The sequence below is a fragment of the Pseudomonas akapageensis genome, from assembly GCF_011355085.1.
Taxonomy (GTDB): domain Bacteria; phylum Pseudomonadota; class Gammaproteobacteria; order Pseudomonadales; family Pseudomonadaceae; genus Aquipseudomonas; species Aquipseudomonas akapageensis.
In genome coordinates this window covers 45264-62017 of record NZ_VXCP01000026.1, presented here as the reverse complement: position 1 = coordinate 62017, position 16754 = coordinate 45264, and the positions used below count along the sequence as shown (strand labels likewise).

General features: G+C 60.5%; 16 protein-coding genes. 6 read left to right on the top strand and 10 right to left on the bottom strand.

Annotation, left to right across the window (positions count from 1 at the left end; all coding sequences use genetic code 11):
- Positions 1–68: 68 nt before the first annotated feature.
- On the bottom strand, positions 69–395 hold the full coding sequence (locus F2S13_RS17395) for a c-type cytochrome (protein ID WP_246237924.1): 327 nt from the start codon (positions 393–395) through the stop codon (positions 69–71).
- A gap of 332 nt (positions 396–727) precedes the next feature.
- Here F2S13_RS17395 and F2S13_RS17390 point away from each other — a divergent pair, with 332 nt between their 5' ends.
- A complete protein-coding gene (locus F2S13_RS17390) occupies positions 728–976 on the top strand; it encodes a hypothetical protein (protein WP_166363016.1) in 249 nt (82 codons plus the stop codon).
- A gap of 53 nt (positions 977–1029) precedes the next feature.
- Here the strand turns inward: F2S13_RS17390 and cysG are convergent, their stop codons facing one another.
- Genes cysG through F2S13_RS17360 form a run of 6 tightly spaced genes read right to left on the bottom strand, consistent with a single transcriptional unit; the run spans position 1030 to position 8640 of the window.
- Positions 1030–2424: a siroheme synthase CysG gene (gene cysG / locus F2S13_RS17385; RefSeq protein ID WP_166363014.1), complete on the bottom strand. Its 1395-nt coding sequence runs from the start codon at positions 2422–2424 to the stop codon at positions 1030–1032.
- Entirely contained in the window at positions 2424–3704 is a 1281-nt protein-coding gene (serS, locus tag F2S13_RS17380) for a serine--tRNA ligase (protein WP_166363012.1), read from the bottom strand. The genes cysG and serS overlap by 1 nt, the downstream gene beginning before the upstream one ends.
- A 16-nt stretch (positions 3705–3720) precedes the next feature.
- A complete protein-coding gene (gene crcB / locus F2S13_RS17375) occupies positions 3721–4095 on the bottom strand; it encodes a fluoride efflux transporter CrcB (RefSeq protein WP_166363010.1) in 375 nt (124 codons plus the stop codon).
- The gene (locus F2S13_RS17370; RefSeq protein WP_166363008.1) at positions 4092–5417 is read right to left on the bottom strand and encodes a replication-associated recombination protein A; all 1326 of its coding nucleotides are present in this window, start codon (positions 5415–5417) and stop codon (positions 4092–4094) included. Before F2S13_RS17370 ends, crcB begins: the two co-directional genes overlap by 4 nt.
- Positions 5418–5446: 29 nt before the next feature.
- Positions 5447–6070 (bottom strand): outer membrane lipoprotein periplasmic chaperone LolA, encoded by a 624-nt coding sequence (lolA, locus tag F2S13_RS17365; protein WP_166363006.1) that lies wholly within the window; start codon positions 6068–6070, stop codon positions 5447–5449.
- Positions 6071–6129: 59 nt separating this feature from the next.
- Positions 6130–8640 (bottom strand): DNA translocase FtsK, encoded by a 2511-nt coding sequence (locus F2S13_RS17360; RefSeq protein ID WP_166363004.1) that lies wholly within the window; start codon positions 8638–8640, stop codon positions 6130–6132.
- A 286-nt stretch (positions 8641–8926) separates the two neighbouring features.
- On the opposite strand from F2S13_RS17360, the gene trxB reads away from it, so the two are divergent.
- From trxB to infA, 4 genes are all read left to right on the top strand, one after another.
- Positions 8927–9877 carry a thioredoxin-disulfide reductase gene (trxB, locus tag F2S13_RS17355; RefSeq protein WP_166363002.1) on the top strand — a complete coding sequence of 317 codons (951 nt, stop codon included), beginning with the start codon at positions 8927–8929 and terminating at the stop codon, positions 9875–9877.
- Between the two features lie 90 nt (positions 9878–9967).
- Positions 9968–10648, top strand: a complete 681-nt coding sequence (gene aat, locus F2S13_RS17350) for a leucyl/phenylalanyl-tRNA--protein transferase (RefSeq protein WP_166363000.1) — start codon at positions 9968–9970, stop codon at positions 10646–10648.
- Positions 10649–10704: 56 nt separating this feature from the next.
- Positions 10705–11412: an arginyltransferase gene (locus tag F2S13_RS17345; protein ID WP_166362998.1), complete on the top strand. Its 708-nt coding sequence runs from the start codon at positions 10705–10707 to the stop codon at positions 11410–11412.
- 99 nt (positions 11413–11511) lie between these two features.
- A complete protein-coding gene (infA, locus tag F2S13_RS17340) occupies positions 11512–11730 on the top strand; it encodes a translation initiation factor IF-1 (protein WP_002553999.1) in 219 nt (72 codons plus the stop codon).
- 124 nt (positions 11731–11854) lie between these two features.
- On the opposite strand, the gene clpA is transcribed toward infA, so the two are convergent.
- Entirely contained in the window at positions 11855–14125 is a 2271-nt protein-coding gene (clpA, locus tag F2S13_RS17335; protein ID WP_166362996.1) for an ATP-dependent Clp protease ATP-binding subunit ClpA, read from the bottom strand.
- A 30-nt stretch (positions 14126–14155) separates the two neighbouring features.
- A complete protein-coding gene (gene clpS / locus F2S13_RS17330) occupies positions 14156–14518 on the bottom strand; it encodes an ATP-dependent Clp protease adapter ClpS (RefSeq protein ID WP_166362994.1) in 363 nt (120 codons plus the stop codon).
- A 223-nt stretch (positions 14519–14741) separates the two neighbouring features.
- Between clpS and cspD the strand changes: the two genes are divergently transcribed.
- The gene (cspD, locus tag F2S13_RS17325) at positions 14742–14993 is read left to right on the top strand and encodes a cold shock domain-containing protein CspD (protein WP_166362992.1); all 252 of its coding nucleotides are present in this window, start codon (positions 14742–14744) and stop codon (positions 14991–14993) included.
- Between the two features lie 77 nt (positions 14994–15070).
- On the opposite strand, the gene icd is transcribed toward cspD, so the two are convergent.
- Positions 15071–16327: an NADP-dependent isocitrate dehydrogenase gene (gene icd, locus F2S13_RS17320; RefSeq protein WP_166362990.1), complete on the bottom strand. Its 1257-nt coding sequence runs from the start codon at positions 16325–16327 to the stop codon at positions 15071–15073.
- Between the last annotated feature and the right edge of the window lie 427 nt (positions 16328–16754).

Here is a 16754-nt window from a genome sequence, read left to right as displayed (position 1 = left end):
CGCGGTCGTTGTAGCCGCTGCCGCAGGCTGCGCTCGGGCGCGAAGCGGCCGCAAACTTGCCGCCTCGATCAGCCTTGCTTGGCGAGGAAGCACCCCACCGCCTCACGATCCGGCGCACTGGCCAGCCCCATGTACGGCATATAGGTGCCTGGCACGTAGCTCTGGGGCTGACCGATGAACTGATCGATCGTCTCGGCCTCCCACTTCACCGCCTTGGTCTTCATGGCCTGGGAGTAGCTGAAACCTGCCAGCGAGCCTGAGGTACGCCCCACCACGCCGTGCAGGCTCGGGCCCATGACGGTCTCGCCCTCTTTCGTGGAGTGGCAGACCGAGCATTCGCCAGCGAACACCTGGCTGCCCTTTTCCACCTGGGCAGGCGCGCAATCGGCGGCCATGGCCAGCGCGCCGTTGAACAGGGCGAAGGCGCTGAAGCTGGCCAGGAAGAGTGTGCGATTGCGCTTTTTATTATTGCTGAACATGAACGTACTACCCAAAGTTTACTGACGTTCAGATTCTTGCCACATATTGCGTGTAACGTCTTTTCCTGCCTGCCAGTTTTATTGGCAAAACTGCCAAGCCTCCCCAACGGCATTTCGTCGGCCCGAGCCTCGGTTTCGCCATGCTGTGTTACAACGGGCATATTCATGGAACCATCGGTCCACAGGACGATCTTCAGAGGAACTCCCCAGGGCCACTGACTGCCCTGAACAACAGCGAGGTTGATCCCATGAACACCCTTCACTGTGTCCATCGCAACTACACCATCACGCCTTACGTCGAAGAACACCCCGGCATTCCGACACCCTGGGCCGGCGGTTGCCTGATCACCGATCCAGAAGGCCACACCAGCCGGCGCTTGCCGCTGCCGATAAAAATGGCCTTCCTGTCCGAGCGAGACAAGGCCGTACACGCCTCCATCGCCCATGGCAAATGGTTGGTCGATCAGCAATTGGACAAGGGAAAAGCCCTGTTCTGAAAGACAGGGCCTGAAAGACAGGTGCAGCCCGCAAGGCTGCACCGAACCTTTTTTCAGACGCTCTGCTGAGCGCCTTCGAACCAGGCCAGCTTCTCGCGAAGTTGCACCACTTCGCCGACGATCACCAGGGTCGGGGCATGCACTTCATGCTCGGCCACAAGCTTGGGCAGGTCAGCCAGGGTGCCGGTAAAGACGCGCTGGTTGACCGTGGTGCCCTGCTGGATCAACGCCGCTGGTGTGTCGGCAGCACGACCGTGCCTGATCAACTGTTCGCAGATGATCGGCAGACCAATCAGCCCCATGTAGAACACCAGGGTCTGGGCCGGCGCCACCAGGTCGCTCCAGGGCAGATCGCTGGTACCGTCCTTGAGGTGGCCGGTGACGAAACGCACCGATTGGGCGTAGTCGCGGTGGGTCAGAGGAATCCCGGCATAAGCCGCGCAGCCGCTGGCCGCCGTGATACCCGGCACCACCTGGAACGGAATGCCCTGGGCCGCCAGCTCTTCGATCTCCTCGCCACCACGGCCGAAGATGAACGGGTCGCCACCCTTGAGCCGCAGCACGCGCTTGCCCTGCTTGGCCAGTTCCACCAATTGCTGGTTGATCTGATCCTGAGGCAAGGCATGGTCGGCGCGGCGCTTGCCGACATAGACACGCTCGGCATCGCGACGGCACAACTCGAGAATCGCCGGCGCCACCAGACGGTCGTAGAGCACGACATCGGCCTGCTGCATCAAGCGCAGGGCGCGGAAGGTCAGCAGATCGGGATCGCCAGGACCGGCGCCGACCAGGTAAACCTCACCGGGCGCATGGGGTGGCGCGCCGTTGATCTTATCGACCAGCAAACGCTCGGCTTCTTCACCACGCCCGGCCAGTTGACGGTCGGCGATGGGGCCCTGGAACACTTCTTCCCAGAATGCCCGACGCTGGGTCACGTCCGGATACAGGCTTTTCACCTGACGACGAAAGCGTGCGGCCAGGCCGGCCAGCTCGCCATAGGCCGAAGGAATCCAGGTTTCCAGCTTGGCCCGGATCAGGCGCGCCAGCACCGGCGCGTCCCCGCCGCTGGAGACCGCCACCACCAGGGGCGAGCGGTCGACAATGGCCGGGAAGATCACACTGCACAGCGCCGGCGCATCGACCACGTTGACCGGTACGCAACGACGCCGGGCATCGGCCGAGACCCGGGCGTTGAGCGCCTGGTCATCGGTGGCGGCAATGATCAGCTGGCAACCGTCGAGGTCGGCCTCCTGATAACCGCGGACAATGGCATCCCCGCCGCTGCTTCCTGCAAGCTTTTCAAGCTGCGCTTCGATCTCTGGCGCAACCACGCGCAGTACGGCACCGGCGTCGGCCAGCAGGCGAGATTTGCGCAAGGCAATCTCGCCGCCTCCCACGACCAGCACGCGGCTGCCCCGCAGGTTGTGAAACAGCGGCAGGAACTCCATTAACCGATGACCTCGAGGCCGCCCATGTAAGGCTTGAGCACTTCAGGAATGCGGATCGAGCCGTCGGCCTGCTGGTAGTTCTCCAGCACCGCAACCAGGGTACGACCAACTGCCAGGCCAGAACCATTGAGGGTGTGGACCAGCTCTGGCTTGCCGGTTTCCGGGTTGCGCCAGCGCGCCTGCATGCGGCGAGCCTGGAAGTCGCCGGTGTTGGAGCACGAGGAGATCTCGCGGTATTTGTCCTGGCTTGGCACCCAGACTTCCAGGTCGTAGGTCTTGACCGCACTGAAGCCCATGTCGCCGGTGCACAGGGCCAGGACGCGGTATGGCAGTTCCAGCGCCTGCAGTACTCGCTCGGCGTTGGCGGTCAGGCTTTCCAGGGCTTCCATGGATTTGCCCGGTTCGACGATCTGGACCATCTCGACCTTGTCGAACTGGTGCTGACGAATCATGCCGCGGGTATCGCGGCCCGAGGCGCCGGCTTCGCTGCGGAAGCACGGCGTGTGCGCGACCAGCTTGAGTGGCAGCTGTTTCGGGTCGAGGATCTCGCCGGCAACAATGTTGGTCAGCGACACTTCGGCGGTCGGGATCAGGTACAGGTCGGCTTCGCCGTCGCGGCTGATCTTGAACAGGTCTTCCTCGAATTTCGGCAACTGGCCAGTGCCTTGCAGCGCCGGCGCCTGGACCAGGTACGGGGTATAGGCCTCTTCGTAACCATGCTCGCTGACGTGCAGGTTGATCATGAACTGAGCCAGGGCGCGGTGCAGACGGGCAATCGGACCGCGCAGCAAGGCGAAACGGGCGCCGGACAGCTTGGCCGCGGTCTCGAAATCCAACCAGCCGAACTTCTCGCCCAGGGCGACGTGGTCCTGGATCGGGAAGTCGAAGGTGGTCGGCGTGCCCCAACGGCGCACTTCCACGTTGGCCTCTTCGTCTTCACCCACCGGAACCGACTCGTGCGGCAGGTTGGGGATGCCCAGCAGGATCGAATCCAGCTCGGCCTGGATCGCGTCCAGCTCGACCTTGCCGGTGTTCAGTTCGGCCGCCATGCGATCGACGTCCGCCATCAACGGGGCGATGTCTTCACCGCGCTGCTTGGCCTGGCCGATGGACTTGGAGCGTGCGTTGCGTTCGGCCTGCAGCTGTTCGGTGCGGGTCTGAACGTCCTTGCGACGGTTCTCCAGCGCTTCGATGCGCGCCACATCCAGGCTGAAGCCACGGGATGCAAGGCGGTCCGCTACGTCCTGGAGCTGGCTACGCAACAGTTTGGAATCGAGCATGTCGGTCTCTCGTTTGTCAAAGTTTGGTCAGGGACAGGCCGGCCCAGGTCGCGAGCAGCCCGCCGAATACGCTGACGGCCGTGTAGCCGAGTGCCAGAGGCACTTGCCCGCTTTCAAGCAGGCGCACCGTATCCAGTGAAAAGGATGAAAAAGTGGTCAAGCCGCCGAGAAAACCCGCGATCAGGCCCGCACGGACCTCGACGGGCACTTCCGGACGAAGCAGGAAAAGACCGTAAAGAAGGCCAATCAAGAGGCAGCCGACAATATTAACGGCCAGCGTACCGACATAGAAGTGCCGTGGCCAGTTCGACGCGACCCAATTGGTCGTGGCAAAGCGTAGCAGCGTGCCCGAAACACCTCCAACGCAGAGGGCGATGACAATCCGTATCAAGATTTTCTCCGCTGCCGGGGGCTATTGCGGTCCAAATCGGCCAGGTGCCTGAGCTTCTCGCCGATCTTCAACTCCAGGCCCCGTGGCACTGGCTGGTAATACTGCCGTGGCTCGAGCTGATCTGGAAAATAGTCTTCGCCGGCAGCATAGGCATCCGGCTCATCATGGGCATAACGGTATTCTTCGCCGTAACCCAGCTGCTTCATCAGCTTGGTCGGTGCGTTGCGCAGGTGCAAGGGCACTTCCAGCGAACCGTGTTCGGCCGCATCGCGCATGGCGGCCTTGAAGCCCATGTACACCGCGTTGCTCTTCGGCGCACAGGCCAGATAAACGATGGCCTGGGAAACGGCCAGCTCGCCTTCCGGGCTGCCCAGGCGTTCCTGCACATCCCAGGCGGCCAGGCACAGGCTCAGGGCGCGCGGATCGGCATTGCCGATGTCTTCGCTGGCCATGCGCACCACCCGGCGGGCGATGTACAGCGGATCGCAGCCACCGTCGAGCATGCGCGCGAACCAGTACAGTGCGCCATCAGGGTTGGAGCCTCGTACGGATTTGTGCAGCGCCGAGATCTGATCGTAGAAGGCCTCGCCGCCCTTGTCGAAACGGCGACGGGTGTCGCCGAGCAGGCTCTGCAGCAACTCGACGCCGATTTCCGTGCCGTCTTCGGCCAGGTCCGAAGCGTTTTCCAGCAGATTGAGCAGGCGCCGGCCATCGCCATCGGCCGCAGCCAGAAGCATCTTGAAGCCTTCGTCGCCCAGGCTCAGCTGGCGCTTGCCCAGGCCGCGATCTTCGCTCAGCGCCCGTTGCACCAGCTTGTGCAGGGCCGCTTCGTCGAGGCTCTTGAGCACGTACACCCGCGCTCGCGACAGTAACGCGTTGTTGAGTTCGAACGAGGGGTTCTCGGTAGTCGCACCGATGAAGATCAGGGTGCCGTCTTCCACATAGGGCAGAAAGGCATCCTGCTGGGACTTGTTGAAACGGTGGACTTCATCGACGAACAGAATGGTCCGGCGCCCGTACTGGCCGGCCTGCTGCTTGGCGATCTCGACCGCCTGGCGAATTTCCTTGACCCCGGCCAGCACCGCCGAGACTGTTTCGAAGTGCGCATCGGAGACTTTGGCCAACAACCGCGCCAGGGTGGTCTTGCCGACCCCGGGCGGCCCCCAGAAGATCATCGAATGCAGGGCGCCCTGCTCCAGCGCTTCACGCAGGGGCTTGCCGCGTGCCAGCAGATGCTCCTGGCCTACGTATTCGTCCAGGTTGGCCGGGCGCAGGCGCGCGGCCAGGGGCTGGGCGATCGGATCACTTCGAAACAGGTCCATGGGCTGGAGTTAACCTCTTCTTCCAGGATTTACTCCTGGATCACGTCCGCGCCTTTCGGGATAACGAACTTGAATTTGCTGGCGGCGATCGGCTCATTGGCTTTTACGCCCGTGAACAGGATGTTGGTGCGCTGGCCGACGCTGTCGATCAGTTGCATGTCATTAATCACCCCATTACGAAACGACAGACGCAGGGAGTCGAACAGTGTGTCCTTGGTTTTCGGCTTGAGCGTAAAGTCGATCACGCCGCCGGATTCCTTGGCAGAAATATCGAAGCTCTGGCTGATCTTCGACACGTCGCCGGACAGCAACAAGGCCGGCGTCTGGTTCAGGCGCTGATCGAGGGTCTTGATGGTGACCTGCTCCAGGTCCGGGTCCCACAACGAGACTTTCTTGCCATCGGACACCATCAATTGCTCTTGCGGTGCATCGGTGTGCCAATAGAACAGCCCCGGGCGCTGCACCGACATATCACCGGCGGTTTCCTGCAACTGGGTACCGCTTCCGTCGAGGGTCAACTGGGAGAAGCGCGCGGACAGTGTCTGGGACTTTTCCAGCAACTGGGTCAGACGTGCCACGTCCTTGTCATCGGCATGGGCCGGGATAGCGGAGAAAGCCAGTGCAGAGACCAACAACATGCGGATAAGGCGCATGGGAATCCTCATATAAAGTAAATAGGCCGGCCACCTTCCAGGGCGGCCGGCAACTTCGATCAATCGCGCATCGGCCCTGGCGCGATCACTTCGCGCGAACCGTTGGTGTTCATGGCCGTGACCACGCCGGCCATTTCCATGGCTTCGATCATGCGGGCGGCACGGTTGTAGCCGATTTTCAGCTTGCGCTGCACTGCCGAGATCGACGCACGACGGCTTTCCAGCACGAACTGCACCGCTTCGTCGTAGAGCGCATCGGATTCGCTGTCTTCGTCGCCACCGCCGCTGCTGCCTTCAAAGCCACTGCCAGCCTCTTCGACGCCGGCCAGGATGTCGTCGTTGTATTCCGGTGCACCGCGCAGCTTCCAGGCTTCGACCACCCGGTGAACCTCGTCATCGGAGACGAAGGCGCCGTGGACACGGATCGGCAGGCTGGTGCCAGGCGGCATGTAGAGCATGTCACCGTGGCCCAGCAATTGCTCGGCGCCGCCCTGGTCGATGATGGTCCGGGAGTCGATCTTGCTCGATACCTGGAAGGCCATGCGGGTCGGAATGTTGGCCTTGATCAGACCGGTGATCACGTCCACCGACGGACGCTGGGTCGCGAGAATCAGGTGGATACCGGCGGCACGGGCCTTCTGGGCGATACGGGCGATCAGTTCTTCAACCTTCTTGCCGACGATCATCATCATGTCGGCGAATTCGTCCACCACGACCACGATGGTCGGCAACTTGTGCAGCAACGGCGCTTCGTCGTGAATGCTTTCGCGCTTGTACAGCGGATCCGTCAGCGGCGTGCCGGCCTCCTCGGCCTCCTTGACCTTGTGGTTGAAGCCGGTCAGGTTACGTACGCCCATCTTCGCCATCAGCTTGTAGCGACGTTCCATCTCCGCCACGCTCCAGCGCAGGGCGTTGGCGGCGTCCTTCATGTCGGTGACCACCGGGCACAGCAGGTGTGGAATACCTTCGTAGATCGACAATTCAAGCATTTTCGGGTCGATCATGATCAGTTTGGCGTCTTCGGGGCCCGACTTGAACAGGATCGACAGGATCATCGCGTTCACGCCCACCGACTTACCGGAACCGGTGGTACCGGCCACCAGCAGGTGCGGCATTTTCGCAAGGTCGGTGATGACCGGCTTGCCGCCGATATCATGGCCCAGGGCCATGGTGACCGGAGACTTGGCCTCATCGTACTGCGGCGTCGACAGCACTTCGGAGAAGCGCACGATCTGACGGTCTTCGTTGGGGATCTCGATACCCACCGTGGTCTTGCCCGGGATCACTTCCACGACCCGTACGCTGTTCACGGCGAGCGAACGCGCCAGGTCCTTGGCCAGGTTGGAGATACGGCTAACCTTGACGCCTGCGGCCGGCTGGATTTCGTAACGGGTAATGACCGGACCCGGGTGAATCGAGTCGACCGAGACTTCGACGCCAAACTCCTTGAGCTTGATTTCCAGCAGATTACCCACGGCCGCCAGCGACTCGGGTGAATAATTGACCTTTTTCTGTTCGGCCGGATCGAGGATCGAAATGGGTGGCAAGGTGCCTTCAACGGCGCTGTCGACGAACAGCGGCACCTGCTTTTCCTTCTGCACGCGATTGCTCGGCTCTGGCGCCTTGGTCGGAGCGGGCGACGGCATGATGACCGGTGGCACGTGCGGTTCGCGCTGGCTCACCGGCTGCCTGACCGGGGGCTGTTCGCGCTCGATCACGGGCTGTCTGGCTGGAGGCAGTTCGCGCTCGATCACAGGCTGTCTGGCTGGAGGCTGTTCGCGCTCGATCACAGGCTGTCTGGCCGCAGGCTGTTCGCGCTCGGCGATACGCTCCCTGGGCTTGAGGGACTCGCGGCGCTCGGGCGCTGCGGCTTCCTGCATGTCCCGATCGACTTCGCGCAATTGCGCCACCAGTTGCTTGCGTTCGTTGCGTGCGGCCCACCAACGGCTGGCTGCGCCCTGGAACAATTCGAACAGGTCCAGGGTGATCTTGCCGGTGACATCCATGACCTTGAACCAGGACAGGTCGGCGAACACAGTCAGGCCGAACAGGAACAAGGCAATGAACATCAGCGTGCTGCCCTGCACGTTCAGGGCATTGCGCGCCAGGTCACCGAGGCTCTCGCCCAGCGCACCACCGGCCGAAGCCGGCAGGCTGGGGGCAGTGTGAAAGTGAATATGCGCCAGTGCGGCGCCGGACAGCACCAGGAACACCAGCCCGATCAGGCGCCAGGAGAACAGCCAGCCGCTCCACTGCCACGGCTCGTGGCGCTGGCGGAAGATCTGCCAGGTCTTGATCGCCAGCAGCAACGGGAAGATATAGGCGAAATAGCCCAGCACCATGAACAGGATATCGGCGCACCAGGCACCGGCACGGCCAGCGGCGTTCTGTACCTGATCGATATTGCTGGTGTGGCTGAAGCCAGGATCGCCCTGATCATAGGTCAGCAGCGCCATCCACAGGTACAGGCATAGAGCCCCCATGGCGATCAACGCACCTTCCTTGAGCCGGTAGTGCAGTTGCTGACGCCAGAGCGGAACGGGATTGGGTGTAGCAGTGGATTTCTTCAAAACGCGTCTTTTCCTGCGCTGGTAGCGCGTCCAACTGTTGATTGACGATGAAATACTGCCCTCGCGGGTCAGGTGAAAAGTGAATCAACGACTACTTTTAACATACTGCCCGATCTCTTGAGATCCCCGGGCCACAGCCCCCGGCTTGAGGCCAATCGGCATTGTACGGGTTTGCGCTGCCGATGCCACGCTTGCCCAGCTACGGTGCAGCATAGCCGACGGCAGCTTCACGCTCTTAATTTGAGCATGCATTCTCTTTTGTGACAAAGGCTTATGAGGTGTTTTTATGACACAGACAAAGCATTCACGCCTGATCATCCTCGGCTCTGGCCCCGCCGGTTACGCAGCCGCCGTGTATGCCGCCCGCGCCAACCTCAAACCCGTGGTCATCACCGGCATCCAGGCCGGCGGTCAATTGACCACTACGGTCGAAGTCGACAACTGGCCCGGAGACGTCGAGGGCCTGACCGGCCCGGTGCTGATGGAACGCATGCAAGCGCATGCCGAACGTTTCGACACCGAGATCGTCTACGACCACATTCACACCGCAGAGTTGCAGAAGCGCCCGTTCAAACTGCATGGCGACAACGCTGTCTACACCTGCGATGCCGTGATCATCGCCACCGGTGCCTCGGCCCAGTACCTGGGGCTGCCTTCCGAAGAGGCCTTCTCCGGCAAGGGCGTCTCGGCGTGCGCCACCTGCGACGGCTTTTTCTATCGCAACCAGGTGGTCGCGGTGATCGGTGGCGGCAATACCGCGGTCGAAGAGGCCCTGTATCTGTCCAACATCGCCAAAGAGGTTCACCTGGTCCACCGCCGCGACAAGCTTCGGGCCGAAAAAATCCTCCAGGAAAAGCTGTTCGAGAAAGCCGCCCACGGCAACATCGTCCTGCACTGGAACCAGACGCTGGATGAAATACTGGGCGATGACAGCGGGGTTACCGGCGCACGTCTGATCGACACCCAGAACGGCGCGACCAAGGACCTGACGCTCTCCGGCGTATTCATCGCCATCGGCCACAAACCCAACACCGACATCTTCCAGGGCCAGCTGGAGATGCGTAATGGCTACCTGATCGTCAAGGGCGGCAGCGAAGGCGATGCCACCTCCACGGGCATCCCCGGCGTATTTGCCGCTGGCGATGTGGCCGACCACGTCTATCGCCAGGCGGTCACGTCCGCCGGCGCCGGCTGCATGGCCGCGCTGGATGCGGAAAAATTTCTCGACGACAACTGACCCCGCATTCCCGACGCCAGCGGTCTACGTATGGCCCGCTGGCGTCTGGTCGTATACCCTCCCCTCTTCCATGTCTTTTGTTCGAATCCCATGCTGACCTGGCTCACTCGCGAAAACCTGACCTTTCCGCCGCTGGAAAAAGCCCTGCGCGAACCCAATGGCCTGCTGGCCGCCGGTGGCGACCTGAGCGCCGAGCGGCTGATCCAGGCCTACCGGCATGGCTGCTTCCCCTGGTACCAGGACGGCCAGCCGATCCTGTGGTGGTCACCCGACCCGCGAACGGTACTGTTCCCCGAAGAACTTCACGTTTCGCGCAGTCTGAGAAAACTGCTGCGCCAACAGCGCTACCAGGTCAGCTTCGACCGGGATTTCGCCGCCGTTATCCAGGCCTGCGCAGCACCGCGCGACTACGCGGACGGCACCTGGATCACCGACAACATGCAGGCCGCCTATCTGAAACTGCACCAGCGCGGCTTCGCTCACTCGGTCGAAGTCTGGGATGGGGACGCTTTGGTCGGCGGCCTCTATGGCCTGGCCATGGGCCGGCTGTTCTTTGGCGAGTCCATGTTCAGCCGTGCAGACAATGCCTCGAAAGTGGGCTTTGCCACGCTGATAAACCACCTGCAAGCATCCGGTTTTGTCATGATCGACTGCCAGATGCCGACAGAGCATCTGCACAGCCTGGGTGCCCGTTCCATTTCCCGAACGGCCTTCGCCGAGTATCTGCGGCGTTATGTCGACCAGCCCAATTCGGCCACCTGGGTTTCCTAGGCGAGTTGCCATGGCTGGCTTACACTTATTCCATAGGTCCATCCCGAGGGTTGATCATGACTGAGCTGGCGCGATTGAAGTTTTATGCCACTCAACCCCATTCGTGCAGCTATCTGCCCGAAGAACAGGCAACGACGCTGTTTCTCGACCCAAGTCAGCCGATGGATGTGAACGTCTACGCCGACTTGTCTGAAATGGGTTTCCGGCGCAGTGGCGATCATCTGTATCGCCCCCATTGCCAGCACTGCAATGCCTGCGTGCCGGCACGTATTCCGGCGGCCCGGTTCGCACCCAATCGCCAGCAGAAACGCATCCTCAAGCGCAATGCCGACATCCAGGTGATCGAAGCTCGCCCTGCCTACAACGAGGAGTACTTCGACCTGTACCGGCGCTATATCGAGCAGCGCCACGCCGATGGCGACATGTTCCCGCCAAGTCGGGACCAATTCTCGACCTTCCTGGTGCGCGACCTGCCCTTCTCGCGTTTTTACGAGTTTCGGATCGACGGCCGTCTGGTCGCGGTTGCCGTCACCGACCTGCTGCCCAACGGCATTTCGGCCGTGTACACCTTCTACGAGCCCAGCGAAGAACGTCGCAGCCTGGGGCGCTTCGCCATCCTCTGGCAGATCACCGAAGCCCTGCGCCTGGGCCTGGAAGCCGTCTATCTCGGCTACTGGATCAAGAACTGCAAAAAAATGAATTACAAGACCCAATATCGCCCCATCGAGCTGCTTATCAATCAGCGATGGGTCGCCTTGAACTGAAGCCCTTGGCTTGACACCCACTTTTCGGGCACAATGCACGCCGCTTTTGCCTGGCGCAGTTGCACCGGGCCATTAACTGGACACCGAGGGCTTTACTGCATGTCGAAAGAAGACAGCTTCGAAATGGAAGGCACTGTCGTCGACACCCTGCCCAACACCATGTTTCGCGTGGAGTTGGAAAATGGGCACGTCGTAACCGCGCATATCTCCGGCAAGATGCGCAAGAATTACATTCGTATTCTGACCGGTGACAAGGTGCGCGTTGAACTGACGCCCTATGACTTGAGCAAAGGGCGCATTACTTATCGCGCTCGTTAAGTAGTACCAACGAAAACGCCCGGCATGTGCCGGGCGTTTTTGTGTGGGCGGCAAAAAAGACCCTGCCTGTGTACCCTCGTTCCCACGCGGAGCGTGGGAACGAGGGATCAGACAGCCCTTATCGCTAGGCCATTTCCGCCGTGGTTTCGAACTCGAACGTCAGTTCGCCATCCTTGATGTCGATGTGCACCACCCCGCCATGCTCGGCCAGTTCTCCAAACAGGATTTCCTCGGCCAGCGGACGCTTGATCTTGTCCTGGATCAACCGCGCCATCGGCCGCGCACCCATCTGCGCGTCGTAACCACCGGCTGCCAGCCAGCTTCTGGCTGCATCCGTCACCTCGAGCAGTACCCGCTTGTCTTCCAGTTGCGCCTGCAGCTCGATAAGGAACTTGTCCACCACGCTCTTGATGACCTCATGACTGAGGCGACCGAATTGAATGATGGTATCCAGGCGGTTGCGGAATTCCGGCGTGAAGCTCTTCTTGATCACTTCCATGGCATCGGAAGAGTGATCCTGGTGGGTGAAACCGATCGAGGCCCGCGCGGCGGTTTCGGCGCCGGCGTTGGTGGTCATGATCACGATCACGTTGCGGAAGTCCGCCTTGCGCCCGTTGTTGTCGGTCAGGGTGCCGTGATCCATCACCTGCAGCAGCAGGTTGAAGACTTCCGGATGCGCCTTCTCGATTTCATCGAGCAGCAATACGCAGTGCGGCTGCTTGGTGATGGCTTCGGTCAACAGGCCTCCCTGGTCGAAACCGACGTAGCCTGGTGGCGCACCGATCAGGCGCGAAACCGTATGACGCTCCATGTACTCGGACATGTCGAAGCGCAGCAGCTCGACACCCAGCGCCTTGGCCAATTGCCGCGCCGCTTCGGTCTTACCGACCCCGGTGGGACCGGCGAACAGGAACGAACCGACGGGCTTGTCAGGCGACTTGAGGCCGGCACGTGACAGTTTGATGGCAGTGGCCAACGAGTCGATGGCCGCATCCTGACCGAACACGGTGAGCTTCAGGTCACGCTCGAGGTTGCGTAGCAGCTCCTTGTCGGAACTGGTGACATGCTTGGGCGGAATACGCGCGATCTTCGCGACGATGTCCTCGACCTGAGGCACTTCGATGCGCTTGACCCGCATCTCGATCGGTTGCAGGCGCTGATAGGCACCGGCTTCGTCGATCACATCGATCGCCTTGTCCGGCATGTGCCGATCATTGATGTAACGCGAAGCCAGTTCGGCCGCTGCACGCAACGCCTCGTCGCTGTACTCGATGCTGTGGTGCGCCTCGAAACGCCCCTTGAGCCCGCGCAGGATGCCGACGGTGTCTTCCACCGATGGCTCGCTGACGTCGACCTTCTGGAAGCGCCGAGCCAAGGCCCGATCCTTCTCGAAAATGCCGCGAAACTCCTGGAACGTGGTCGAACCGATGCAACGGATATCACCCGAGGACAGCAACGGCTTGAGCAGGTTCGAGGCATCCATCACGCCGCCGGAAGCCGCACCGGCACCGATGATGGTGTGAATCTCGTCGATGAACAGGATCGCCTGCGGACGCTTGCGCAATTCATGGAGCAGCGCCTTGAAGCGCTTCTCGAAGTCGCCGCGGTACTTGGTACCGGCCAGCAGCGCACCCAGATCCAGGGAGTAAACGACACTGTTGGCCAACAGGTCCGGGACCTGATTGTCGACAATGCGCTTGGCCAGGCCTTCGGCGATCGCGGTCTTGCCCACGCCCGCCTCCCCGACCAGCAGGGGGTTGTTCTTGCGCCGGCGAGCAAGGATCTGCGCAACGCGCTCGACTTCGCTCTCACGGCCGACCAATGGGTCGATACGACCCTGGCGAGCGAGCTCGTTGAGATTGCTTGCGTAGGCGTCCAGTGGATTGCCTGAGGAAGAAGACTCACCGCCCTCGTCGTCCTGCATATCTTGCTCACCCTCGTTGTGATCGCCATGCCCTGGCACTTTGGAGATCCCGTGAGCGATGTAATTGACCACATCGATCCGGGCAACGCTCTGCTGTTTCAGCAGAAACACTGCCTGACTCTCCTGCTCACTGAAGATTGCTACCAGCACGTTGGCGCCGGTGACTTCACGCTTGCCCGAGCTCTGTACATGAAAGACAGCACGTTGCAGCACACGCTGAAAGCCCAGGGTTGGCTGGGTTTCGCGATCCTCGTCATGCAGGGGGATCAACGGTGTGGTCGAGTCGATGAACTCCTGCAGGTCGTGCTTGAGTTTATCGAGATTTGCGCCGCACGCCCGCAGAACGGTGGCGGCCGCCTCATTGTCCGTTAGAGCCAGCAGGAGATGCTCCACCGTCATGAATTCATGACGCTTGGAGCGCGCCTCCTTGAAGGCGAGATTGAGGGTGACTTCGAGCTCGCGGTTTAACATAGCTTCACCTCATACCCAAGTGGTCGGCGATTAACCGTCCTTCTCGATTTCACAGAGTAGCGGATGCTGGCTTTCCCTGGCGTACTGATTGACCTGCATGGCCTTGGTCTCGGCGATGTCGCGGGTAAACAATCCACATACTGCCCGCCCTTCTGTATGGACGGCCAGCATGACCTTGGTCGCCAGCTCGCGATTCAGGTTAAAAAACACCTCGAGCACTTCGACGACGAAATCCATCGGTGTGTAGTCATCATTGAACAAAACCACCTTATACATCGGCGGGGCCTGCAACGCCGGCTTGGCCTCCTGTACGGCGAGGCTCCCTGAATCGTCCTCATGCGATTGCGGGTGATCCTGATTGAATGTTAGTCGAATCTGGCTGAATGCATGCATGGAAAGAAGGTTCATCGTTGAGCAAATAGGGTTGTGGGTTTGACCGTGTGACCGTTTTCAAATCGGCCATCGCATGACCTTGACTATCGGCAAAACGGTGTTACAAACAATAGAACCCACATTGGGTAATAAAGATCCGCGCAGTCAACCGTTTTTTGCGGTTCAGGAGCGGATGTAGTGGATGATACTCCAGTGATGGAGTCCTTTGCAGAGGGATATGAGCATGGCAAGCGGTAAAGTCAAGTGGTTCAACAATGCCAAAGGCTATGGCTTCATCAATGAAGACGGCAAGAGCGAAGACCTCTTCGCTCATTACTCTGCCATCAAGATGGACGGCTATAAGACGCTCAAGGCCGGCCAGGCTGTGACCTTCGAGATCATCCAGGGACCCAAGGGCCTGCATGCCACCGAGATCAAAGCCGCTACTGTTACACAAGACGCGTCAGTCGTCGCCTCACACACGACTACTGCCTAGAACGCAGCGCTTGCGTAACAAACGGATATAAAAAAACCGGCCAATCGCTTGGCCGGCTTTTTGTGCTTACTGCTCGCTTACATATGCGAGATCAGTGCATCACCGAAGCCGGAGCTGGAAACCAGCTTGGCCCCTTCCATCAGACGCTCGAAGTCATAGGTCACGGTCTTGGCCGAGATCGCGCCATTGGTGCCCTTGATGATCAGGTCGGCCGCTTCCGTCCAGCCCATGTGGCGCAGCATCATCTCGGCAGAGAGGATGACCGAGCCCGGGTTGACCTGGTCCTTGCCGGCGTATTTCGGCGCGGTACCGTGGGTGGCTTCGAACATGGCCACGGTATCGGACAGGTTGGCACCCGGAGCGATACCGATACCACCCACCTCTGCCGCCAGGGCGTCGGACAGGTAGTCGCCGTTCAGGTTCAGGGTCGCGATCACGTCATATTCGGCCGGACGCAACAGGATCTGTTGCAGCATGGCGTCGGCGATGGCGTCCTTGACGATGACTTCCTTGCCGGTTTTCGGGTTCTTGAATTTCATCCACGGGCCGCCGTCGAGCAACTCGGCGCCGAACTCGTTCTTGGCGATCTCGTAGCCCCAATCCTTGAAGGCACCTTCGGTGAACTTCATGATGTTGCCTTTGTGCACGATGGTCAGCGAGTCGCGGTCGTTATCGACCACATACTGCAGGGCCTTGCGCACCAGGCGCTGGGTACCTTCCTTGGAAACCGGCTTGACGCCGATGCCGCAGTCCTGGTCGAAACGGATCTTGGTGACACCCATTTCTTCTTTCAGGAACTTGATGATCTTCTGCGCTTCAGGGGAACCGGCCTTCCATTCGATACCGGCATAAATGTCTTCGGAGTTTTCGCGGAAGATGACCATGTCCACGTCACCCGGCTTTTTCACCGGGCTCGGCACGCCTTCGAACCAGACCACCGGACGCAGGCACACATACAGGTCAAGCTGCTGACGCAGGGCAACGTTCAGCGAGCGGATACCGCCACCGACCGGCGTGGTCAGCGGACCCTTGATGGAAACGACATAGTCTTTGACCGCGTCGAGGGTTTCCTGGGGCAGCCAGGTGTCCTGATCGTAGACCTGGGTGGCCTTTTCGCCGGCGTAGACTTCCATCCAGGAAATCTTGCGCTTGCCGCCGTAGGCTTTCGCGACTGCTGCGTCCACGACCTTGATCATGACCGGGGTGACATCGACGCCGATGCCGTCACCCTCGATGAATGGAATGATGGGCTGATCAGGAACATTGAGAGAATGGTCTGCGTTGACGGTGATTTTGTCGCCGACCGCTGGAACCTTGATTTTCTGGTATCCCATGCTGCACTCCGTTTGGTGTTATTAAACTTGTCCGCAGCCTTCGAGCGTAACCCAGTTATATGTTCACTGGAACCACATGTTCGGTTCCCCGCTGATCGAAAGTGCATGCAGATCGTCCCCCGACGAGTGATCTGCCAAAACAGAGGACCGAGACGCCAAATTGTCGTAGAATCGCGACCGCGCTTTAGACCAATGGACGAAAGTTCCCTGTGCTTTGCATAGTTAGCTAGCTTCCGACCGGTGGTATACTGTGCAGGTGACCACAGGGTCACACGGCCGGCCAGCCTTGACAGAGGCCCCGACCAGAAGAAAAAAGCTGAACTGTTACCGCAGCCCAGCTGCTTGACGCTCTATTGATGTACCCCACATCACCGCGACGAACCTCGACTTTCGGCTCATTGATGACATTGAACGAAAGCGCCTACCC